The organism is Blastococcus sp. CT_GayMR20 (genome assembly GCF_004570345.1).
Map to the genome: position 1 here is coordinate 56,369 of NZ_SPQM01000002.1, position 17,266 is coordinate 73,634.

Consider the following 17,266-nt stretch of genomic DNA (forward strand, 5'->3'; position numbering starts at 1 on the left):
GAGTCGGACCGGGGGAGACCGAGCCAGTCGACCGAACCGTCCGTGGTGACGAACGCGGCGGTCTGCAGGTCTCCGATGAGCGCGCGATCGGCGATGGCGGTCTCGGGCGACACGATCCCCTTCGAGAAGGCGGCGCGGGTCACCCTCGCGGCGTCATGGTCGAGCCGTCGGTGCAGGAGAACGCCGGTTCGCTCCGGGACGACCGCCGGCCGACGCAGGCATCGGACGGACCGACCGGCCCGGGCAACGACGCCGGGCGGGATCACCTTGACGGGATGATCCGCCCACGCCCCGTTCAGGAGAAGGCTGCCGAGGCGTGCACACCGCCCTCGAGGCCCACCTCGGCTCGCGGCAGGTGGCGCGGGTCGTCTACGGCTCGATCATCGGCCTGACGCTGGTCGTCACGCTGGACGAGCACCCTCCATCGGCCGGCGTCATGACCGCGTGGCTGCTGCTGACCGCCGTCGCGGTCGCACTGGCAGAGCTCTACAGCGAGGTCGTGGGGGCGGAGACCAGCGAGCGTCATCGCGTCACGCGCCAGCAGCTCGCGCACATGCTCGAGAGTGCCGGCGCGGTCGGGCTCGGCGTCGGATTCCCCGCGGTCTGGTTCCTGCTCGTGGTCCTGGGGCTGATCGAGATCGACACGGCGTTCGCCATCGCCAAGTGGGGCGGACTCGGGCTGATCGGCTTCTACGGCTTCTGGGCCGCACGCTTCTCGGGTGCCTCGGTGTCGCGCGCACTGGTGCAGGCAGCGTTGGTCGCGGCCATCGGTGCCGTCGTCATCGCCGTCAAGGCTCTGCTGCACTGAGATCCAGACGGCGCTCCTGTTGCCGTGCGGGTCAGTCCACGTCCCCGTGGATGTGCGTCGACACGAAGCGGACGGCGGCCGCGACGTCGGCGAGCGGTTCCCCGGCGGCGGGAAGGGACAGCGCTCGGGAACAGACGGTGCAGTTGCCCAGGAACCGGTCGCCCGAGTACTCGAACGCGCCGACGGCGAAGCGCCTGACGGTCACGTTCCCGTCATCGGAGACGTAGGTGCCCGAGAACGCGAGAGCACGTTCGAGCAGTTCGTCGTCGGTGGGCATGAATCCTCCTGGTGCGCCCAGCCCGCGAGGTGGCGACAGCGGCCCTCTGTTCGGGGGTTCCTTCGTCCCTGAGGTGCTCTCACCCGCGTTGCGCGAGCGCCCGCCTCCTCCGACGACCGGACGTGTCCCGGGGAACCCCCCGGCCCAGGATGGGCGGGCCCTCAGGACGTCCGACGACCGTTCGATCACGGCAAGGCCTCCCGCCGGTCGGCACCGCGACTCGCCGGGGAAGCGGGCCTCGCGCACGCGGAGCCCGACGCCCCCGGACACCACCCTGGGCGGCTCACGCGAAAGGCACATCAGGCGATCTGGCTGATTCCTTCCGGGCGTCAGTTCGAGCGGCCCGGGACCGGGCGCTCCTGTGAAGGAGGGCGACGTCAGGGCGCCAGTTGCTGCACCGATACGACATGCAGGCCGAGCGACTGGACCACCGCGAGGAGCTGGTGCAGCTGCTCGTCCTGATGGACCACGCCGGAGATCACCGTCTCGGCCGTCACCTCGGAGACGTCCATGTCCGCGAACGCGTCCCGCGCCCGCTGGGACAGGCGACCCGTCACGCGGACCTCGTACCGCCGATCCGGCATGGTCGACCTCCGTCGCAGCGTCCGTGCACGTCACCCAGCGTGCGTCCCACCCTCACGGCGGGCTCGCGGTTCCGCCTCACCCGGCTCAGATGAACCGGCTCATCGCACGAGTCCCCGCTCCCGGGCACGCAGAACTGCCTCGCGGCGGGTGGAGACGCCCAACTTGGCGTAGATCGACCGGATGTGGCTCTTGACGGTGTTGACCGAGACGGTGAACTCCGCGGCGATCTCGCGGGCGCTCAGCAACGAGGGCAGGAGGGCCAGCACCGCCATCTCGCGTTCGCTGAGCGGCACGGCCACTTCGGAGTCGATCACTGCGCGCGCAGCGGCCACCCGGGCGACGAAGGATCCCCTGCCGCCATCCCCGATCGCCCGGTCCAGCAGCTGCCGGGTGCACGTCCCCGCCAGGGCGAAAGGCCGGGCCACGCCCAGTGGTTCGGCCGCGGTGAGCGCAGCCTCGAGGGCTGCCCGGCCGATCTCGAGCTCATCGGCCAGCAGCGCAGCTTCTGCTTCGACGAGGTGTGCTTCCACGACGGTGTACGGCAGGAGGTTCCTGGCGTCCGGTTCGAGCACCCGGGCGGCGATGGTCCGCGCGCCGTCGTTCCGGCCCGCGGCAGCCTCCGTCCACGCCTTCATCACCAGGAGCTCGCCAGTGCCGGGGGCCCGCGCGCTGAGCCACCGCACGACCTCGGCCGCGGCACCGCCGTTCCCGCTGACCAGCGCCACCCGGTGCTCGAGGGAGGCGAGCGCGGCGACCGAGGACGGCGCCGACGGGGTGTCCGCGAACTCGATCCTGGCGGCGCGCATCTCGGCCAGTCCGGCCGAGCGGTTCCCCTGATCGGCGACGGCGGCCCCGTGTACAGCGTGCAACAGGTACGCCGCCTCCGGGGGCAGCAGGTCCCAGGTGCTGAGTGCCTCGTCCGACCGGTGGGCCGCCGCTGCCGGGTCGCCCCCCAGCAGGTCGGCGTAGGCGACGAACGCCGCCGGCCCGGCGGACCAGCCCGACGGGTGCCGCCCTCGGCGGGCTGCTGCAGCCAGGGCCTCCTGGGCTGTCGCCTTCATCGTCGGCAGGTCACCTCGCGCGGCGGCCACCGTGGCGAGGATGTACAGGGTCTGCACTTCCAGGTAGCCCAGGTCCTGGTCCCGGGCCAGGCCGAGTGCCCGGTGCAGTTCGAACCGGGCGAAGTCGAAATCTGCGCCGTCCGGATTGCCAAATTCCGCCGTCCCCTTGCTGGCGTGCCACAGGGCCACGAGGGCCGGCTGGGCTCCCGTCGCTTCGCCGGAGATGCCGGTGGCGGTACCGCCCGGCAGGCCCTGGGTCGTGGCCAGGAGTTCGGCGCTCGCCCTCAGCATGCCGAGGTCGGCGCTGGGGTTCTCCGGCCAGGCGCTGCGTGCGTTCTGCAGCTCGACCGCCGCAGCCGGCAGAGCCCGCGCGTCCAGGTGCGTGATGGCTGCCGTGAGGGCCAGCCACGGGTCCGTGGTGCGCGCGCCCGCGCCGACGGCGGCCAGGGCACGCCGCAGCGGGCCGAGATCGCCACCCAGGAACAGGCCGACCCCGGCGGCACGCAGCAGCGAGGCGATGAGCGCGGGATCGCCGGCGCGCTCGGCATGGCGCAGCGCGTGGACCGGTTCGTGCTCCTCGAACCACCACCGGGCCGCCAGGGCCTGAAGGCGCCGGAACTCCTCCGGCCGCTGCCGCGCCAGGTCGGCGACCAGGTAGGAGCGCAGCAGCGAGTGGATGCGGTAGCTCCCGGGGACCGTGCGCTCGACGAGGGGCATCTCCAGCCGCAGCCCGTCGAGCAAGCTGCCGGCATCGGGCCGGCCGGACAGTTCGGCACCGAGGGCCGCCGGCAGGGGGGAGCAGATGCTCACCACCCGGAGGAAGTTCTGCAGTTCGGCACTCAGGCCGTCGAGGATCTCGACCGTGAGGTACTCGGCGACCGATCGCTCGTCCCCCGAGAAGTTGGTGAGGAAGGTGGCCGGGTCCTCGCTGCGTCGCAGGGCGAGCGCGGCGAGCCGGAGTCCGGCCACCCAGCCTTCCGTGCGTGCGTGCAGCACACCGACCTCCGCCGGCGTCAGTCGCAGGCCGGCAGCGTGCAGCAGTGCGGTGGTGTCGTCGACGGTGAATCGCAGGACGTCGGCCCGCAGCTCGTGCAGCCGGCCCTCGAGCCGGAGCCGCGGGACGGAGATCGGCGGGTCGGTCCGGCTCGCCAGGACGAGTCTCACCCCGGCGGGCCGGCGGTGGATCAGCCGGGTGAGGTCGCGCAGCACCTCCTGCCCGGTCAGCTCGTGGACGTCGTCGAGAACCAGGCGCACCGGCGGGTCCAGGCCGTCCAGTGCATCGGCCAGTTCGTCGACGAGGTCCACGGCCCGAGGCCGCTTCGCCAGCTCGGCGATGCGCTCGAGGCCACTGCCGAGCGAGGCGGAGGGCAGCGACACGAGCGCCGCGATCACCGCCGACCAGAGCCGCCGGGGGTCGTTGTCGTCGCGGTCGAGCGAGAGCCAGGCTGTCTCCGGCCCACCCGCGCGCACCCAGTCGGTCAGCAGCAGCGTCTTCCCGGAACCGGCCGGCGCGCTGATCACGATGACCTGGTCGGCGGTCGCCACATCGAGGCGTTCCCGGAGAAGGGGACGCGGCGTGAACTCGGAGGGGAGCTCGGGGACGACCGTCTTGCCGGCCGGCACGCGCAGCGGGACACCGTCTGCCCCAGGTCGGGGGGACCGGCCGACCTCGTGCGCCCGGTGGTCGGGGCCGACCTGGGTGGTCACGTCAGAAGACCGCGTTCGAGGGCGGTCAGGACAGCGGTGCGGCGGGTGTTCACCCCGAGCTTGCCGTAGATGGCTCGGACGTGGCTCTTCACCGTGTTGACCGACACCGCCAGGTCGTCGGCGATCTCACCCAGGTTGCTGAGCGAGACGAGCTGGGTGAGCACGTCCCTCTCTCGCGCGCTCAGATCCGGTGCCGCGGACTGGCTGACCCGTCGCCGGGCGGCCAGGCAGCGGAACGCGAAGGCATCCGGATCCCGGACGCCGCCGAGCTGATCGACGAGCAGGACCCGCAGGCCCTGCCCGGCGAAGGCGAAGGGCCGTAGCAGGTCCATCGGCTCGGCCTGCGCGAGCGCGGCCTGCAAGGCCTGCCGCGCGGCGGGCCGACTGCCCAGGCGGAGGGCGGCCCACGCCTCCACCAGCCAGGCGTCGACGAGGGTGGAGGGCAGGCTCGGCCGGACGCTGCCGTCCAGCAGCGGTGCGACTGCCGCGCGGGCCGTGACCGCCGACCCGGATGCTGCCGCGGACCATGCCCGCATGAGGCCGAGCTCGCCGTCGTGGCCGCTGTGGGCGGCCAGCCGCGTGAGCGACGTGGCCGCGGCGACGGGGTAGTCCAGGAGCAGGGCGGCCCGGTGTTCCAGGAGCGCCGCCGAGGCCCCGACGGGCGCCGGAACGGGTGTCGGGCCCAGTTCGGCCTGGGCCTCCTGCAGTTCGAGGAGTCCGGCGGGCCGGTCCCCGAGGTCGAACAGTGCGCCCCCGCGTGCGCATCGCAGGGTGAACCGGACGACGGCATCCTGCCCGTCCGGTGCGATCCGCAGTCCGTCGACGGCAGCCTGGAGCGCGCGGCCGGGAATCGCGCGGGCCAGGGAGGCCTGCGCCTGCACGGCGTGCGCGGCGGCCGCCCATGGTGAGTCGTGCCAGCCGTGCACCGTCGCCGCTGCGACAGCCGCGTCCGCGGCCGCCGCTGCGCGGGCCAGATCGCCGGCTACGACTGCGGCCGTGCCGATGAGGCAGAGACACTGGACCTCGAGCAGGCCGAAGTGCTGGTCGCGGGCCAGCGCGAGGGCCTTCTCCAGGTCCGTGGCAACGCTCGGGGGTCCCGGCGGCCCCCCGGCGGCGGTCGGGAAGATCCGGGCGACGCCCCGCCCTGCGAGGGCGAGGGCTGCCAGCGCCGTCTCCTCCGGTGTCGCCTCCTGATCGGCCGGCGGACCGCCCAGGCCGGCCAACCGGGCAGTCGCCGCCCTGAAGTGGGCGAGGTCCTCGTCGTCGGATGCGTCGGTGATGCCGGCGGCCCGTTCGACGTCGACCCTCGCTGAGACGCGGTCGGCGTTGCCGAGGTGGATCTGGGCCCGCACGAGCGGTAGCCACGGGTCGATGGGGTCGTCCCCCACCTCGACCAGTCGCAGCGTCCGTAGCAGTTCGGTGTGCTCCCCCCGTGCCACCAACTCCGGCGCCCAGCGGTGCAGCAACGTCGTCAGCAGTGGGCGGTCGCCCGTCTGGGCCGCGTGGCGCAAGGCCTCGACCGGCCGCCTCCGCACTGCCCACCAGGCAGCGGCCTGCCGGTGCAGTTGCGCCGCCACCGCCGGTCCGTGCCGGTAGAGGTCGGCCGTCAGGTAGGTGCGCATCAGCTCCTGGAACCGGAACTCCGTCCGGTGGGGACCGGATGCGACGACGAGACCGGTCGAGCGCTCCAGGGCATCCAGGACGTCGGCGGCGTCGGCGCGCCCGGACAGCTCCGCGGCGAGTGCGGTGGGGATGGGGTCGCTGATGCTCGTGCGCCGGAGAAGGTCGCCGTCTTCGTCGGAGATGTGGGAGAACACCTCGCCGGCGAGGTAGTCGGCCACGGGACGCTCGTCCCCGGAGAAGGCGTCGAGGAAGTGGTCCGGCGACGGGTGATCGCGCAGCGGCAGGGCCGCGAGCCGGATCCCGGCCGCCCACCCGTCGGTGCGTGCGTGGAGCACCCCTGCCTGCTCCGCCGTCAGGTGAAGTCCACACCGGTCGGCCAGCGTCACCGTCTCGCCGAGGGAGAAGCTCAGTTGCGCCGTCCGCAGCTCGCACAACCGCTCCTCGAGGCGCAGCCGCGCCAGGGGGAGGGCCGGGTCGAGCCGGCTCGCGAGCACGAGTCGCACCGTGCTCAGTCGGTCACGCAGGAGCAGGTGCAGGCCACGGAGCGCCTCGGGGCTTCGGAGGTGGTGGGCGTCGTCGAGAACCAGGCGCACGGGAACGGGCAGCTCTCCGAGTGCATCCAGCACCTCGGTCAGGAAGTCGACGCCCACCGTGGTGCGGGGCACGACGAGGCCGTGCAGCCTGCTGTCGGGCGGTACGGCGGGGCAGACGGAGAGTCCGGCGAGGACCGAGGTCCACAGGCGCCGGGGATCGTCGTCCTCCTGGTCCAGCGACACCCAGGCGCAGGCGACGTCCGACCCGCGGACCCACTCCGCGAGCAGCAGCGTCTTCCCGTAGCCGGGTGGGGCGCAGACGAGGGTGAGCGTGCTGCCCAGTCCCCGATCCAACGCGGCGAGCAGCGCCGGACGCGGCACGAACTCCGCCGGAAGGGCGGGGACAGCCGTCCTGGAGCGCGGGACGTGCACCACCACTACCCCTCCTCGCTTCTTGAGAGCGGTACCGGGGCGCTGGCCAGTCCGCGGAACGGGTGCTCGGGGGACCCGGTCGTACGTCGAGCCGCGGAGCCGACGCGTCCTGAGGATCGGGACGGTGCAAGATCCAGCCTCAGGCTTCTCATTCCTGTCGCGCGAAACAGAGTCGAAGGTCATGCGCTTGCCGGCCCGGCGTCGGACCTGTCCCGTCGAGGCCTCGGAACCGTCCGGTGCGGCTGGTCTGCACGACGCTACCGTTGCGCGGCACGGCCGGACGCGTCTCATCCTGCAGGGGTGATTTCCGGCGCGGATCACGGAGTTCCACCATCTCCGGGTGAGTCCGCGCGTGCGGCGGTCCTCCTACCGTGACCGCATGGCGACGCCCGTGCCGGCCGATCGGCCCCTGGTCCCGGAACCAGCAGCTCCGGCTGGACCCGGTCCGGCTGCGCGGCCGGCGGCGGTCGCGGAGGCCGAGGATCGCCTTCGACCGCCCTTCTTCCCCCGGTCGCTGGTGATGCTGCTCGGCGCCGGTGCCGCCGTCCTGGTGCTGAGCGGCATCCGCGCGACGGCCTGGCTGGTCGGCCCCGTGTTCCTGGCTCTCATCGTGGTCATCGCGCTCTACCCCGTCCAGGGCTGGCTGCGCCGCCATCACTGGCCGGCCGGGATCGCGACGCTCGTCCTGGTCGTGCTCGTGGTCGGGGTGCTCGCGTCTTTCGCACTGATCGTCGTGGTGTCCCTGGCAGAGCTGGCCGCCCTCCTGCCGGACTACGCCGACCGGGCCGATCAACTGCTCGGGTCGCTGGCGGGCAGCCTGTCGGGCTTCGGCGTCGAGCCGGCACAACTGGAGGAAGCAGTCGGTTCGGTCAGTCCGGAGAAGGTGGTCTCCCTCATCGGCGGCGTGCTGGCCGCGCTGTCGGGAACGTTGTCGTCGCTGGTCTTCCTGCTCTGCCTGATGCTGTTCCTCAGCGTGGACGCGGCGGGCATCGACAGGCGACTTGCTGCCGTCGCTGTCGACCGACCGCAACTCGAGACCGCCTTGCGCTCCTTCGCGCACGGCACCCGGAGCTATCTCCTGGTCTCCACGGTGTTCGGGCTCATCGTGGGGGTGCTCGACGCGGTGGTGCTGGCGATCATCGGCGTGCCGTTGCCGCTGCTGTGGGGGGTCCTGAGCTTCATGACCAACTACATCCCCAACGTCGGGTTCATCATCGGGCTGGTCCCGCCCGCGCTCCTCGCCCTGCTGACGCTGGGGCTGCCCGAGATGTTCCTGGTGATCGCCGTCTACAGCGTGCTCAACTTCGTCATCCAGTCGTTGATCCAACCTCACTACGTAGGGGACTCCGTCGGCCTGGCGATGACGACGACGTTCGTGGCCCTGGTCTTCTGGGCGTGGCTGCTCGGGCCGTCGGGAGCGTTGCTGGCGATCCCGCTGACCCTGCTGGTGAAGGCACTGCTCGTCGACGTCGATCCGGCGGCGCGCTGGGCGACGGCGCTCGCCGGGAGCCTGGCGTCGGAACCGAGGGAACCGCGGCGACACCGCGTCTTCCGCAAGGACGTCCCCAGAGCTGCGGCGGCGGAAGCGACGGCAGCCTGACGGACGCGCCGACCCCGGTCATGTTCACCCCGCCCGGAGGAGGCCGCCGCGAGCGGCGGGAGCGATCCTCGAGGTCGCGACGCGGTGGCTCGGCGGCCGGCTGCTGACCCCCACCGCCCGAGCCATGCCTTCCGGATGAGGGCCACGGCCGCCGCACGGGCTTCACTGCATCCACCCGCTTCCTCGATCGATCCGCAGGGAGGAGATGGAGTGACCTGGCTGCTTCTGACCGGTGCCGGGCTCGTGGCCGAGACGGTGGTCATCGTGGCGCTGGGACGCACGGCGACCGCCCGGTACGACGCCGGGGCGCCGGTTCGTCGGTCCACCCAGGCGACGCTCTCGGAAGGGATCGCCGCCGGTCGGGCCGCAGCCGACTGACTGCGACGGGTGTCTGCGGTGGCACGGCCACCGTCCGGAGGGACCGACAGGGCACCGTCACATGGCGGTCGCTGTGCCCGTGGACCGTGGACCGGGGGAGACCGTCCTGGCCAGGACCGAGGACACCAGGCTCAACACGCACAGCCCGATGACCAGGTTCAGCAGGGCGGTTGCCAGCCGGCCACCGAGTGTCCCGTCCGCTGCGAAGGGGAGCACGACGCCGAGGACGGTGGCCAGACCGACCATCCAGCCGAAGAACGACCGCGGTCGCGGCGTGGTCAGAGCGAGCAGGTGGCCGACGCCCGTGGCCACGAGGGCCAGTGCGGCCGCGGTGACCGCGTACCGCAGGGCGAAGGAGTCGCCGACGGGCAGCAGTGGCGGCTGGACCATCGGCAGGCCGAAGACGTCCTCGACGATGATGACGCCGACGAAAGCGACGAGGGCCGCGACCACGGCGGTCGCGGCGCCGCCGGCCCACAGCCGCCCTGCCTCGACGCGCGTCCGGCCAGGCCGTGCCTGCCCTGATGTGGGGACCACGTGGTCTCCCTCTCAGGTGTCGACGGATCAAGGGCAAGCGGTCGCCCGACGAGGGGCCCGCCCTCCTCGGGCGAAGAGAGCGAGCACCCGCGCCGGGGCGGAAGCTGCCGCCCGACTCATCCGCCGAGGATCTTCGCCTTCTCCGTGGCGAACTCGTCCTCGGTGAGGACGCCCTGGGCCTTGAGATCGCCCAGGACCTTCAGCTGCTGCAGCGTGTCCGTGGTCGACGGGGCCGACCTCTGCTGCGGAACCGGCTGTGGCTCCTCGACGGCCTGCTCCTGCGCGCCCCAACGGGCCGCCTGCCGGTGCTGTACGCGACCGCTCACGGCGGTCGCGGTGCCGGCGACGACGGCGGTTCGTGCGGCCATCCGCAGCAATCTGGGCATGTCAGGCTCCTGACGGGGTTGCTGCGACGGGCTGCCGGGATTCCGGTACCTCGGTGGCTTCGAGTGCATCGAGGGCGTCCATGACGTCCTGGGCCGGGATGCGCGCACTGGCGATCAGTTCGCCGCCGGATTCCCGCGCCGCTGCGACGAAGGGCACGGCCCAGGTGTTCTCGTAGACGATCAGGACGGCGAGCGTGCCCGGCAGCATGGTCTCCGCGGCATCGCGCATGTCGTCCTCGGTCAGCAGACCCGAACGGACCCAGGCGAGTCCTGCGAAGCCGCCGACCTGCTCCACGTCGTCGCCGATGTCGAGGGCGTAGATGCCGCCGTCGTCCGTCTTGCCCACGACCAGGACGTCGTACAGCGTGACGATGCCCTTGTCCACGAGATCGAGCAGCGCCTGGGCCGCGCCGCCGGTGAGCCGTTCGGCCGAGAATTCGATCAGCACGAAGTCGATGGGGCCGTGCACGTCTGCCGTGGTCATCCTTGCTCTCCTCTCCCTCTGACGGAGGCGTCCTCCGACGCCAGCCGTTGCACCGTCACGCCGATCTGGCAGGTCGTCCTGACCGACCCGTCCGCGCCAGCATCCGGTCGCTGGGCCGCGACGTCGTCGCCCGAGCCGGGTGAACCGCCCCCACCGCCGGCCCGTTCCCCGGTCGTCGGGGAGCGCCCCGGGATGCCGGTGACGGGCTGGGGGACCGATCGAGGGCACGGCGGCTCATGCCCGCCGGACGATGCCCCGCCGCAGGTGTCGCAGGACCGTCGGTACCGGGGGAAAGGAGCCCGGCGATGACGACGAGCCTGTACGAGTTCCGGACGAGATGGTCGAGGCTCCCGTCGCCGCGCGTGACGACAGCCGGCTGGACGCCGGCCCACAGCGCGGCCGCACGATTCCTCGGTGAGTGCTTCGCCGCCGGCGCGGTGCTCGGCACCGTGACCGAGCTGGCCCGGCCCGTGTGGGGGCAGCGCCGTGGCTGACGACCTGGCGATCCTCGACCGCCGCATCACCGACGCACTGGCCGCACTGCGTTGCGCCCGCGCTGTCGTGGAGTGCTCGGCGAACAGCACGACGCGGTGGCACGAGGACATGGCGCAGCGCGTGCTCGACGGACTCCTCGACCAGCGCCCGCGGGCCCAGATGAAGCAGCAGGCCACCGTGCTGGCCGAAGCGATCGTCGGATCACGGTCCGGCGGCTAGCCGCCACCGCGCATCGGGTGGCGACCGCCAGGGCCCCGCGGCGCGCTGGTCGAGTGCCCCGGCCGGTCGCTGCGTCGCACGCCTGGGGGAATGAGCGGGGACGCTCAGGCGTCGAGCAGACCCAGGACGCGGGCCCGGGCGACGGCGGCGTCGCGCGAGTGGACCCCGAGCTTCCGGTACATCGACCACACCTGCGCCTTGACGGTGTGACGGGACAGGAACAGCCGATCCGCGATGCCGGCCACGGTCAGGTGGGTGAGCAGGAGGGGCAGGATGCGCAGCTCGGCGGACGTGAGGGTCGAGCTCCCGGTGCCGGCTGCCTGCAGCGCTCCCGCCCGGTGGCGCAGGTCGTTCGCCTGGTCGACCAGCGTGCCGAGACGAGGACGTCGTCGCAGCACGGCCTCGGCATCCCGGATGAGGTGTCGGGCACCGTTCGCGTCTCCGACGCCGATCGACACCTCGGCCATCTCGAGGAGGGCGCTGACCGCGAACCACGGGACCGCGTGGGAGAGAAGGGGGCGGATCCGGTGGGCCTCCCCGAGGTGGGCCTTCGCCAGCCGTACCTCTCCCCGGTGCTGTGCCACCCGTGCCGCCATCGTGAAGACGACGATGCTGGTGCCGTGCGACTCGGTCCGCGCGCTGCGCGTGACCGCCAGCGCCCGTGCCGCGAGGACCTCCGCCTCGGCCCAGTCCCCGCGTCCTACCGCGAGCATCGCGCGGTAGGAGAGGACGGCGGACAACAGCGGGGTCCGCAGCGTCCCGTCGGTGAGTTCCGTCGCGTCGGCGAATCGCTCCTCGGCGGCGCCTGCGTCGCCCAGGAAGAGGTTCGCCACCCCGCTGAGGAAGACCCGCATCGGGTACTCGGTGTCCGACGACGACCCGGCCGCGCGGACGAGCCCCGCTGCGTCGTCGGCGTCTCGCCGCATCTGTTCCAGGCCGTCGCGGCACATGATGGCCCGCGTCGTGGTCAGCACCATGCCGAACGCGCCGTCCCCGCCCCCGGCAGTGATCCGGTCGGACCAGCGTTCCGCCTGATCCGCCCAGCGGTCCGCGGCAGCGGGCCGGCCGGTGAGCGCGCAGATGTAGGCGGCCCGGGCAGCCATCGCCGGATGTCGCTCGACCGCCTGCCGCGCATCCACCCAGTCGAACCAGCTCATGAGGGTCGACCAGCGACCCGACGCGTACATCGGTGTGCTCAGGGCGATCGCGATGCGTGCGACGCGGTCGACGTCCTCGGCGCTCTGGGCGTGGTGGAGGGCCGTCTCGAGCTGTCCGTCGGCCTCGAACCAGTCGGCCGCCCGGCGGAGGAGGGCCGGTGCCTGCTCGGGGCCGCTCCGGTCCAGCCGGGTGCGGAGCAGATCCCGGAACAGCGGGTGGTAGCGGTACCACTCGCCCCGGCCGTCGAGGGGGACGAGGAAGAGGTTGTCCTGCCGGAGTCGATCGAGGACAGCCGCGGAATCCCTTCGCCCGAGCACGGCGTCGCACAACGGCGCGGACAGCCGATCGACCACCGCGGTCCCGGTCAGGAAGGAGAGGTCGTCCGGAGACAGCCCGGCGAGGACCTCGGTCTGCAGGTAGGCCGCGACATGCCACTCGCCGTGGTCGCGCAGGGGTAGGGCGGTCGCTGCCGGGGTCCGGGAGAGGGCGGCCAGGTAGAGCCCGGCCGCCCATCCTTCGCTGCGCCGCGCCAGCTGCGCGATCTCCTCGTCGGGGAGATCGGCTCCGGCCGCCCGCAACAACGAACGGGCACCGTGCTCGGTGAAGGCCAGATCGTCCACCCCGATCTCCACCGTCCGACCCTGAGCGCGTTGCCGGGCGATCGGCACCGGCATGCTCCGCCCCGCCAGGGCGATCCGGCTGGCACCGCGAACATGACCGACGAGCGTCACGAGCGCGTCGAGCGAGGGGCCGTCGAGAAGATGGTGCACGTCGTCCAGGACCAGGACGACGGGGCGCGGGACGACCGACAGCGCCGCTCCCAGCCGGGGGACCACCGTTCCCGGGACGGAGGCTCCGGCCGAGCGCAGCGCGTCGAAGACCTCGCCGGGCAGCGGACTCACGCGGTCGAGGGCCACGGCGACATGGGTGAGGAGAACGATCGGGTCGTTGTCCCGCGGATCGAGCGACAACCAGGCGAAGGGCCGGTCGTCGGCCTCGGCCCACAGGGTGAGGAGCGTGGTCTTGCCGTACCCGGCGGGTGCGTGGACGACGACGGTCGGCGCCGTCCCGGCGGCCCGCAGACGGGCCAGGAGTTGCGGCCGGGGAACCACACCCGGACGGCTGGTCGGCCGGTACAGCTTCGACTCCAGGATCTCCACGGGTAGACCACCGGGTCGAGCCGTGGGCAGCCTGAGCACCGCTCCTCCGCCATGGGGCTGTGCGGGCATCGGCACCTCGGGTCGCGGGACAGCTGACGCCAACGTAGCGACCAGAACGGTGGGCTGGCATGAAATTGTCCTCGACGGTGATCCGGGGTCTCCCTCATGCAGGGCGGCGCGAACGCCCTCCGGATCCTCATCCGCGGGTGATGCACCACCCGAGCCCGATGAGCAGAGTTCCGTGGGGTCCCCGCGCGTCCAGGTGGAGGCTCCACGGTGCTCGGGGCGCACCCCCGCGCACGCGGGGGAACGCTGGTCCAACCGAGGGAGGGCTCGATGAAGATCGCCGGCATGGTCATCGGAGTGGTTGTCGCAGCTGGAGGGGCCGTGGCATTGATCCGGCGGAACGCACATCACCGCTGATCGCAAGCGGCCGGGGCCGGGCGAGTACTCAGGGGCGCCGGTCCTGCTCGAGGAGCTGCTGTACAAGCCCACGAACTCGCTGGTGGTGCAGAGCCTGCACTCCCAGTTGGGCGCCGAGACCACCAACGGGGACGGTTTCGGCGTCGGCTGGTACGGCACCAGCGAGCAGCCCGGCGTGTTCCGCAGCACCGAGCCGGCGTGGAACGACCGCAACCTCCGTGAGCTCGCCGGGCAGATCAGGTCCCCCAGGGTGCTCGCGCACATCCGGGCATCCACCGGGTCGCCGGTCCAGCAGACGAACTGCCATCCGTTCCGCCACGGCCGCTGGCTGTGGATGCACAACGGCTACATCGACGGATTGCGCACCGTGCGACGGGACCTGGCCATGGAGGTCGACCCCGAGCTCTTCCCGGACATCGAGGGCACGACCGACACCGAGCTCCTCTTCTTTCCTCGCCCTGACATACGGGCTCCAGGCCGATCCCCCCGCGGCGGTGGCCCGGGCGGTCGGATTCGTCGAGGCGACCGGTCGGCGCCGCGGGGTGGAGTTCCCGATCCAGATGACCGTGGTGACGACGGACGGGGAGACCACGTGGGCCTTCCGCTACTCCAGCGAGGGTCGGTCGCGGTCCCTCTTCCACAGTGTCGACGTGTCGACGCTGCGCCAGCAGTACCCCGACAACCCACTGCTCCACCAGGCCTCGGACGACGCCCGCTTGATCGTCTCCGAACCCCTCGGAGACCTCCGCGGAGCCTGGCGCGAGGTGCCGGAGTCCGCCTGCGTCACGATCAGCGGCGGTCGGGACGAGCTCCGGCCCTTCGTGCCGACGGTTCCGTCGTTGGCGGCCTGAGCCGCCCGTCACGGCCAGCCCGACGGCGCCCAGTCTCGGGTGGTTCGCCGTGACGTCCCCCGCTCGTCCCACCTGCGAAGCAGTGAGCCAGATCGATGTCACGGGGGGCGGACGCCCTGCTGAGCTGCACGACGTCCTGGCACCGGACGGCGTCCGGCTCGTCCTGGCGAGGGCGGACGCCGATGTGCGTCGGACACCCGACCACGAGGCACGCGTTCCGTACTCGGGGACGGCGACCGGTTCCGAGCGTTCGCGACGCCGTGGAGAGACTGCATCGGACGCGGGTCGCCGAGCCCGTTCAGGCCCGCGGCTCGGCGGCCGCTGACGCGCCGGTCCGCGACGCCCGGTGCGCCAGCGCCCGGATGCCGAGAAGTGCGGGGGGCGCGAGCAGCACGATCGGGACGATCGCCAGCACCGCGACCTTCAGGCCCCCGTCGCCGAGGAGTGCCCACACGGCGGCGCCGATGGCGAGCAGCCACACCCCGGCGTAGGCGCAGTGCACCCACGCGGGCGGACCTCCGTCAGTCGGCCCGCGCCGCAGCCGGCTCCGCAGCGCTACGAAGAAGGCCGTGCCGGCGACGACGGCGACTGTCACTACCTGGAGGAGGACCGAGCCGATCAGCGGATCACGCTCGTTGGCGTTCGCGGCCGTGGCCACGAAGAGTCCGGCGCAGAGCCCGAAGACGCACGCCTGAACCCAGGGCGGCCGCTTCGTCAGGTAGGCCGCGAGCAGGGCCAAGAGCATCGGGTCTCTCCCTCGGTCCGCCGGAGGCCGCCAGTGTCGCGCCCCTCCGGCGTGCCCGCGTCACCCGGCCGAGGTGAGGAGCTCCCCGGGAACCCCCCGCATCAGCTGCCCCTGCGAGCTCCACCCTCGACGACTGGCATGCCGCGCGCCGAGCCCCGACACGGTCACTCGCCGAAGAGGGTGCCGATCTGGTCGCGGAAGGTCAGCGCCGACAGCGTGCCGAAGAGCAGGATCGACCAGATGAGCACTCCCAGCCGCACCCCGCGGACCCGGATGGGCGCAGGCAGGATCTTGCGATTGATGAGGATCAGCAGCCCCGAGTACAGGAACATCATGAAGCCGCCGACGACGGCCGAGATGACCAGCAGCACGATCGGCTGGGCGAAGCCGGCGAGCAGGACGACGATCCCGATGGCAACCAGGCCCCAGACGAGCGAGGCGTAGATCTTGCTCTCGTTCCCCTGCCGGGCGTACGAGGTCTTGATGACGTCGGCAGCGAGCCGGCTGGTGTAGTCCACGATGCCCAGCGCCGCGGCGAACAGGGCGAAGGCACCGATCGCCCAGAAGAAGTACTGGAACCAGGACCCGACCCGCTCGCCGAGCACCTCGCCCTCGGTCTCGATGAAGCTGATGTCGCTGGCGAGGTCGTCGCGCCCGAAGACGGTGGAATAGGCGAGCAGCGAGGTGAACAGGATCGTGACGAACGTGATCAGCACGAAGGTCGTGAGCTGCTCCATGTTGGCGAACCGCCACCAGCCCCGCCAGCGCCGGAGATTCTCCTTGGTCGGCTCGAAGACGTACCCCGTGCTCGGCACCGCCTCCGGCTCCCCGGTGATCGGGCTGACCAGCCTCGGGACGTAGGAACCCATCCCGAAGCCCTTGTCGCGGATCCAGTTCGCCTGGACCAGGTTCTGGCCACCACCGCCACCGGCGAAGGCCAGGGCACCCAGCAGCAGGGCGAAGCCGAGCTCCTCGGCTGGGATCGTCGCCCGGGTCACGACCTGGGGGACGTCGCTCCACGCCGATGCCCCGATCGCCACGACGGCGGCGACGACGAAGAGGATGAGGACCGCCGCGACCTTCAGCATCTGCGCCCGCTCGAGCGCCACGTAGACGACGGGAGCGAGGGTCAGGATCAGCCCGATGGTCATCAGCATGCCGATGGCGATCCATCGCGGTTCGCCGCCGAAGAGGTACGTGACCAGCGTCGCCGAGCTGGTGGCCCACCCCGGCCACAGGTTCGCGAAGTAGGTGAGCAGCGCGAAGACGAGACCCCAGTGCCGCCAGTACCGACTGAACCCGGTCAGCGCGGTTTCGCCGGTCGCGAGCGTGTACCGCTCGATCTCCATGTTGAGGAAGAACTGGGTGACCAGGCCGACCAGCGCCGCCCAGACGAACACCAGCCCGACCTGCGAGGCGATGTACGGGTAGAGGATGAACTCACCCGACGCGAGTCCGACACCGGCCGCGATGATGCCCGGACCCACCAGGCGCCAGAACCGCTGCGGCTCCGGGGGCATCTCCCGGACCTCCGGGGCGGGCAGGAAGCGGGTGGGGAACGCAGCTGCGACACCCGTCGACCGGTCGTGTCCGGACACCGCACCGTGCGAGCTGGCCACTGCATCCTCTTCCTCGCGGCCGCCGGCAGGCGTGCAGCCAGCCGCGATGCTCTTGGCTGCGAAAGATCCACTGTGCTCCGGGGTCGCGACTTCTGCGAACCGGCGAACGGGCGCCGCATCCGCACCGTTGCGTGGACCTGCCGTGCACGATGGCGACGGCTGACTCGACAGCGCTTGCTCCTGGG

At 72.1% G+C, this 17,266-nt stretch carries 16 protein-coding genes; 6 read left to right on the plus strand and 10 right to left on the minus strand.

Annotated features, from left to right (window positions below; all coding sequences use genetic code 11):
* Nucleotides 1-316 precede the first annotated feature (316 nt).
* Nucleotides 317-808, plus strand: coding sequence for a hypothetical protein (locus E4P40_RS00875; protein ID WP_135156708.1), 492 nt, complete (start codon nt 317-319; stop codon nt 806-808).
* Nucleotides 809-839: 31 nt separating this feature from the next.
* On the opposite strand, the gene E4P40_RS00880 is transcribed toward E4P40_RS00875, so the two are convergent.
* The 4 genes from E4P40_RS00880 to E4P40_RS00895 all read right to left on the minus strand — a co-directional run bounded on the left by E4P40_RS00880 (nt 840) and on the right by E4P40_RS00895 (nt 7,032).
* Complete coding sequence (locus E4P40_RS00880) at nt 840-1,085, minus strand: hypothetical protein (protein ID WP_135156710.1); 246 nt, start codon at nt 1,083-1,085, stop codon at nt 840-842.
* 377 nt (nt 1,086-1,462) lie between these two features.
* Nucleotides 1,463-1,669, minus strand: coding sequence for a hypothetical protein (locus E4P40_RS00885; RefSeq protein WP_135156712.1), 207 nt, complete (start codon nt 1,667-1,669; stop codon nt 1,463-1,465).
* A gap of 99 nt (nt 1,670-1,768) precedes the next feature.
* Complete coding sequence (locus E4P40_RS00890; protein WP_135156714.1) at nt 1,769-4,438, minus strand: LuxR C-terminal-related transcriptional regulator; 2,670 nt, start codon at nt 4,436-4,438, stop codon at nt 1,769-1,771.
* On the minus strand, nt 4,435-7,032 hold the full coding sequence (locus E4P40_RS00895) for a LuxR C-terminal-related transcriptional regulator (RefSeq protein ID WP_167762066.1): 2,598 nt from the start codon (nt 7,030-7,032) through the stop codon (nt 4,435-4,437). Before E4P40_RS00895 ends, E4P40_RS00890 begins: the two co-directional genes overlap by 4 nt.
* 373 nt (nt 7,033-7,405) lie before the next feature.
* Between E4P40_RS00895 and E4P40_RS00900 the strand changes: the two genes are divergently transcribed.
* Nucleotides 7,406-8,626: an AI-2E family transporter gene (locus E4P40_RS00900; RefSeq protein WP_209305151.1), complete on the plus strand. Its 1,221-nt coding sequence runs from the start codon at nt 7,406-7,408 to the stop codon at nt 8,624-8,626.
* A gap of 210 nt (nt 8,627-8,836) precedes the next feature.
* Complete coding sequence (locus tag E4P40_RS27865; RefSeq protein ID WP_167762067.1) at nt 8,837-9,004, plus strand: hypothetical protein; 168 nt, start codon at nt 8,837-8,839, stop codon at nt 9,002-9,004.
* 57 nt (nt 9,005-9,061) lie between these two features.
* Here the strand turns inward: E4P40_RS27865 and E4P40_RS00905 are convergent, their stop codons facing one another.
* The 3 genes from E4P40_RS00905 to E4P40_RS00915 all read right to left on the minus strand — a co-directional run bounded on the left by E4P40_RS00905 (nt 9,062) and on the right by E4P40_RS00915 (nt 10,411).
* The gene (locus tag E4P40_RS00905) at nt 9,062-9,541 is read right to left on the minus strand and encodes a DUF6069 family protein (RefSeq protein WP_135156718.1); all 480 of its coding nucleotides are present in this window, start codon (nt 9,539-9,541) and stop codon (nt 9,062-9,064) included.
* Nucleotides 9,542-9,657: 116 nt separating this feature from the next.
* Complete coding sequence (locus tag E4P40_RS00910) at nt 9,658-9,927, minus strand: SHOCT domain-containing protein (protein ID WP_135156720.1); 270 nt, start codon at nt 9,925-9,927, stop codon at nt 9,658-9,660.
* A 1-nt stretch (nt 9,928) separates the two neighbouring features.
* Entirely contained in the window at nt 9,929-10,411 is a 483-nt protein-coding gene (locus tag E4P40_RS00915) for a DUF6325 family protein (protein ID WP_135156722.1), read from the minus strand.
* 305 nt (nt 10,412-10,716) lie between these two features.
* Here E4P40_RS00915 and E4P40_RS00920 point away from each other — a divergent pair, with 305 nt between their 5' ends.
* On the plus strand, nt 10,717-10,905 hold the full coding sequence (locus E4P40_RS00920; RefSeq protein WP_135156724.1) for a hypothetical protein: 189 nt from the start codon (nt 10,717-10,719) through the stop codon (nt 10,903-10,905).
* Entirely contained in the window at nt 10,898-11,125 is a 228-nt protein-coding gene (locus E4P40_RS00925) for a hypothetical protein (RefSeq protein WP_135156729.1), read from the plus strand. Before E4P40_RS00920 ends, E4P40_RS00925 begins: the two co-directional genes overlap by 8 nt.
* A 104-nt stretch (nt 11,126-11,229) precedes the next feature.
* On the opposite strand, the gene E4P40_RS00930 is transcribed toward E4P40_RS00925, so the two are convergent.
* Nucleotides 11,230-13,482 carry a LuxR C-terminal-related transcriptional regulator gene (locus E4P40_RS00930; RefSeq protein ID WP_167762068.1) on the minus strand — a complete coding sequence of 751 codons (2,253 nt, stop codon included), beginning with the start codon at nt 13,480-13,482 and terminating at the stop codon, nt 11,230-11,232.
* 878 nt (nt 13,483-14,360) lie between these two features.
* On the opposite strand from E4P40_RS00930, the gene E4P40_RS28735 reads away from it, so the two are divergent.
* Complete coding sequence (locus tag E4P40_RS28735) at nt 14,361-14,717, plus strand: hypothetical protein (RefSeq protein ID WP_245160075.1); 357 nt, start codon at nt 14,361-14,363, stop codon at nt 14,715-14,717.
* 298 nt (nt 14,718-15,015) lie between these two features.
* Here the strand turns inward: E4P40_RS28735 and E4P40_RS00940 are convergent, their stop codons facing one another.
* Nucleotides 15,016-15,462 carry a hypothetical protein gene (locus E4P40_RS00940; RefSeq protein WP_135156733.1) on the minus strand — a complete coding sequence of 149 codons (447 nt, stop codon included), beginning with the start codon at nt 15,460-15,462 and terminating at the stop codon, nt 15,016-15,018.
* Between the two features lie 164 nt (nt 15,463-15,626).
* Nucleotides 15,627-17,081 carry an Nramp family divalent metal transporter gene (locus E4P40_RS00945; RefSeq protein WP_245160076.1) on the minus strand — a complete coding sequence of 485 codons (1,455 nt, stop codon included), beginning with the start codon at nt 17,079-17,081 and terminating at the stop codon, nt 15,627-15,629.
* Nucleotides 17,082-17,266 lie beyond the last annotated feature (185 nt).

What these genes read in the sequence shown, in the direction of transcription:
- E4P40_RS00940 (WP_135156733.1), bottom strand. Translation starts at nt 15,462, where the DNA reads ATGCTCTTGGCCCTGCTCGCGGCCTACCTGACGAAGCGGCCGCCCTGG.
- E4P40_RS00885 (WP_135156712.1), bottom strand. Translation starts at nt 1,669, where the DNA reads ATGCCGGATCGGCGGTACGAGGTCCGCGTGACGGGTCGCCTGTCCCAG.
- E4P40_RS00910 (WP_135156720.1), bottom strand. Translation starts at nt 9,927, where the DNA reads ATGCCCAGATTGCTGCGGATGGCCGCACGAACCGCCGTCGTCGCCGGC.
- E4P40_RS00880 (WP_135156710.1), bottom strand. Translation starts at nt 1,085, where the DNA reads ATGCCCACCGACGACGAACTGCTCGAACGTGCTCTCGCGTTCTCGGGC.
- E4P40_RS00920 (WP_135156724.1), top strand. Translation starts at nt 10,717, where the DNA reads ATGACGACGAGCCTGTACGAGTTCCGGACGAGATGGTCGAGGCTCCCG.
- E4P40_RS00915 (WP_135156722.1), bottom strand. Translation starts at nt 10,411, where the DNA reads ATGACCACGGCAGACGTGCACGGCCCCATCGACTTCGTGCTGATCGAA.
- E4P40_RS00900 (WP_209305151.1), top strand. Translation starts at nt 7,406, where the DNA reads ATGGCGACGCCCGTGCCGGCCGATCGGCCCCTGGTCCCGGAACCAGCA.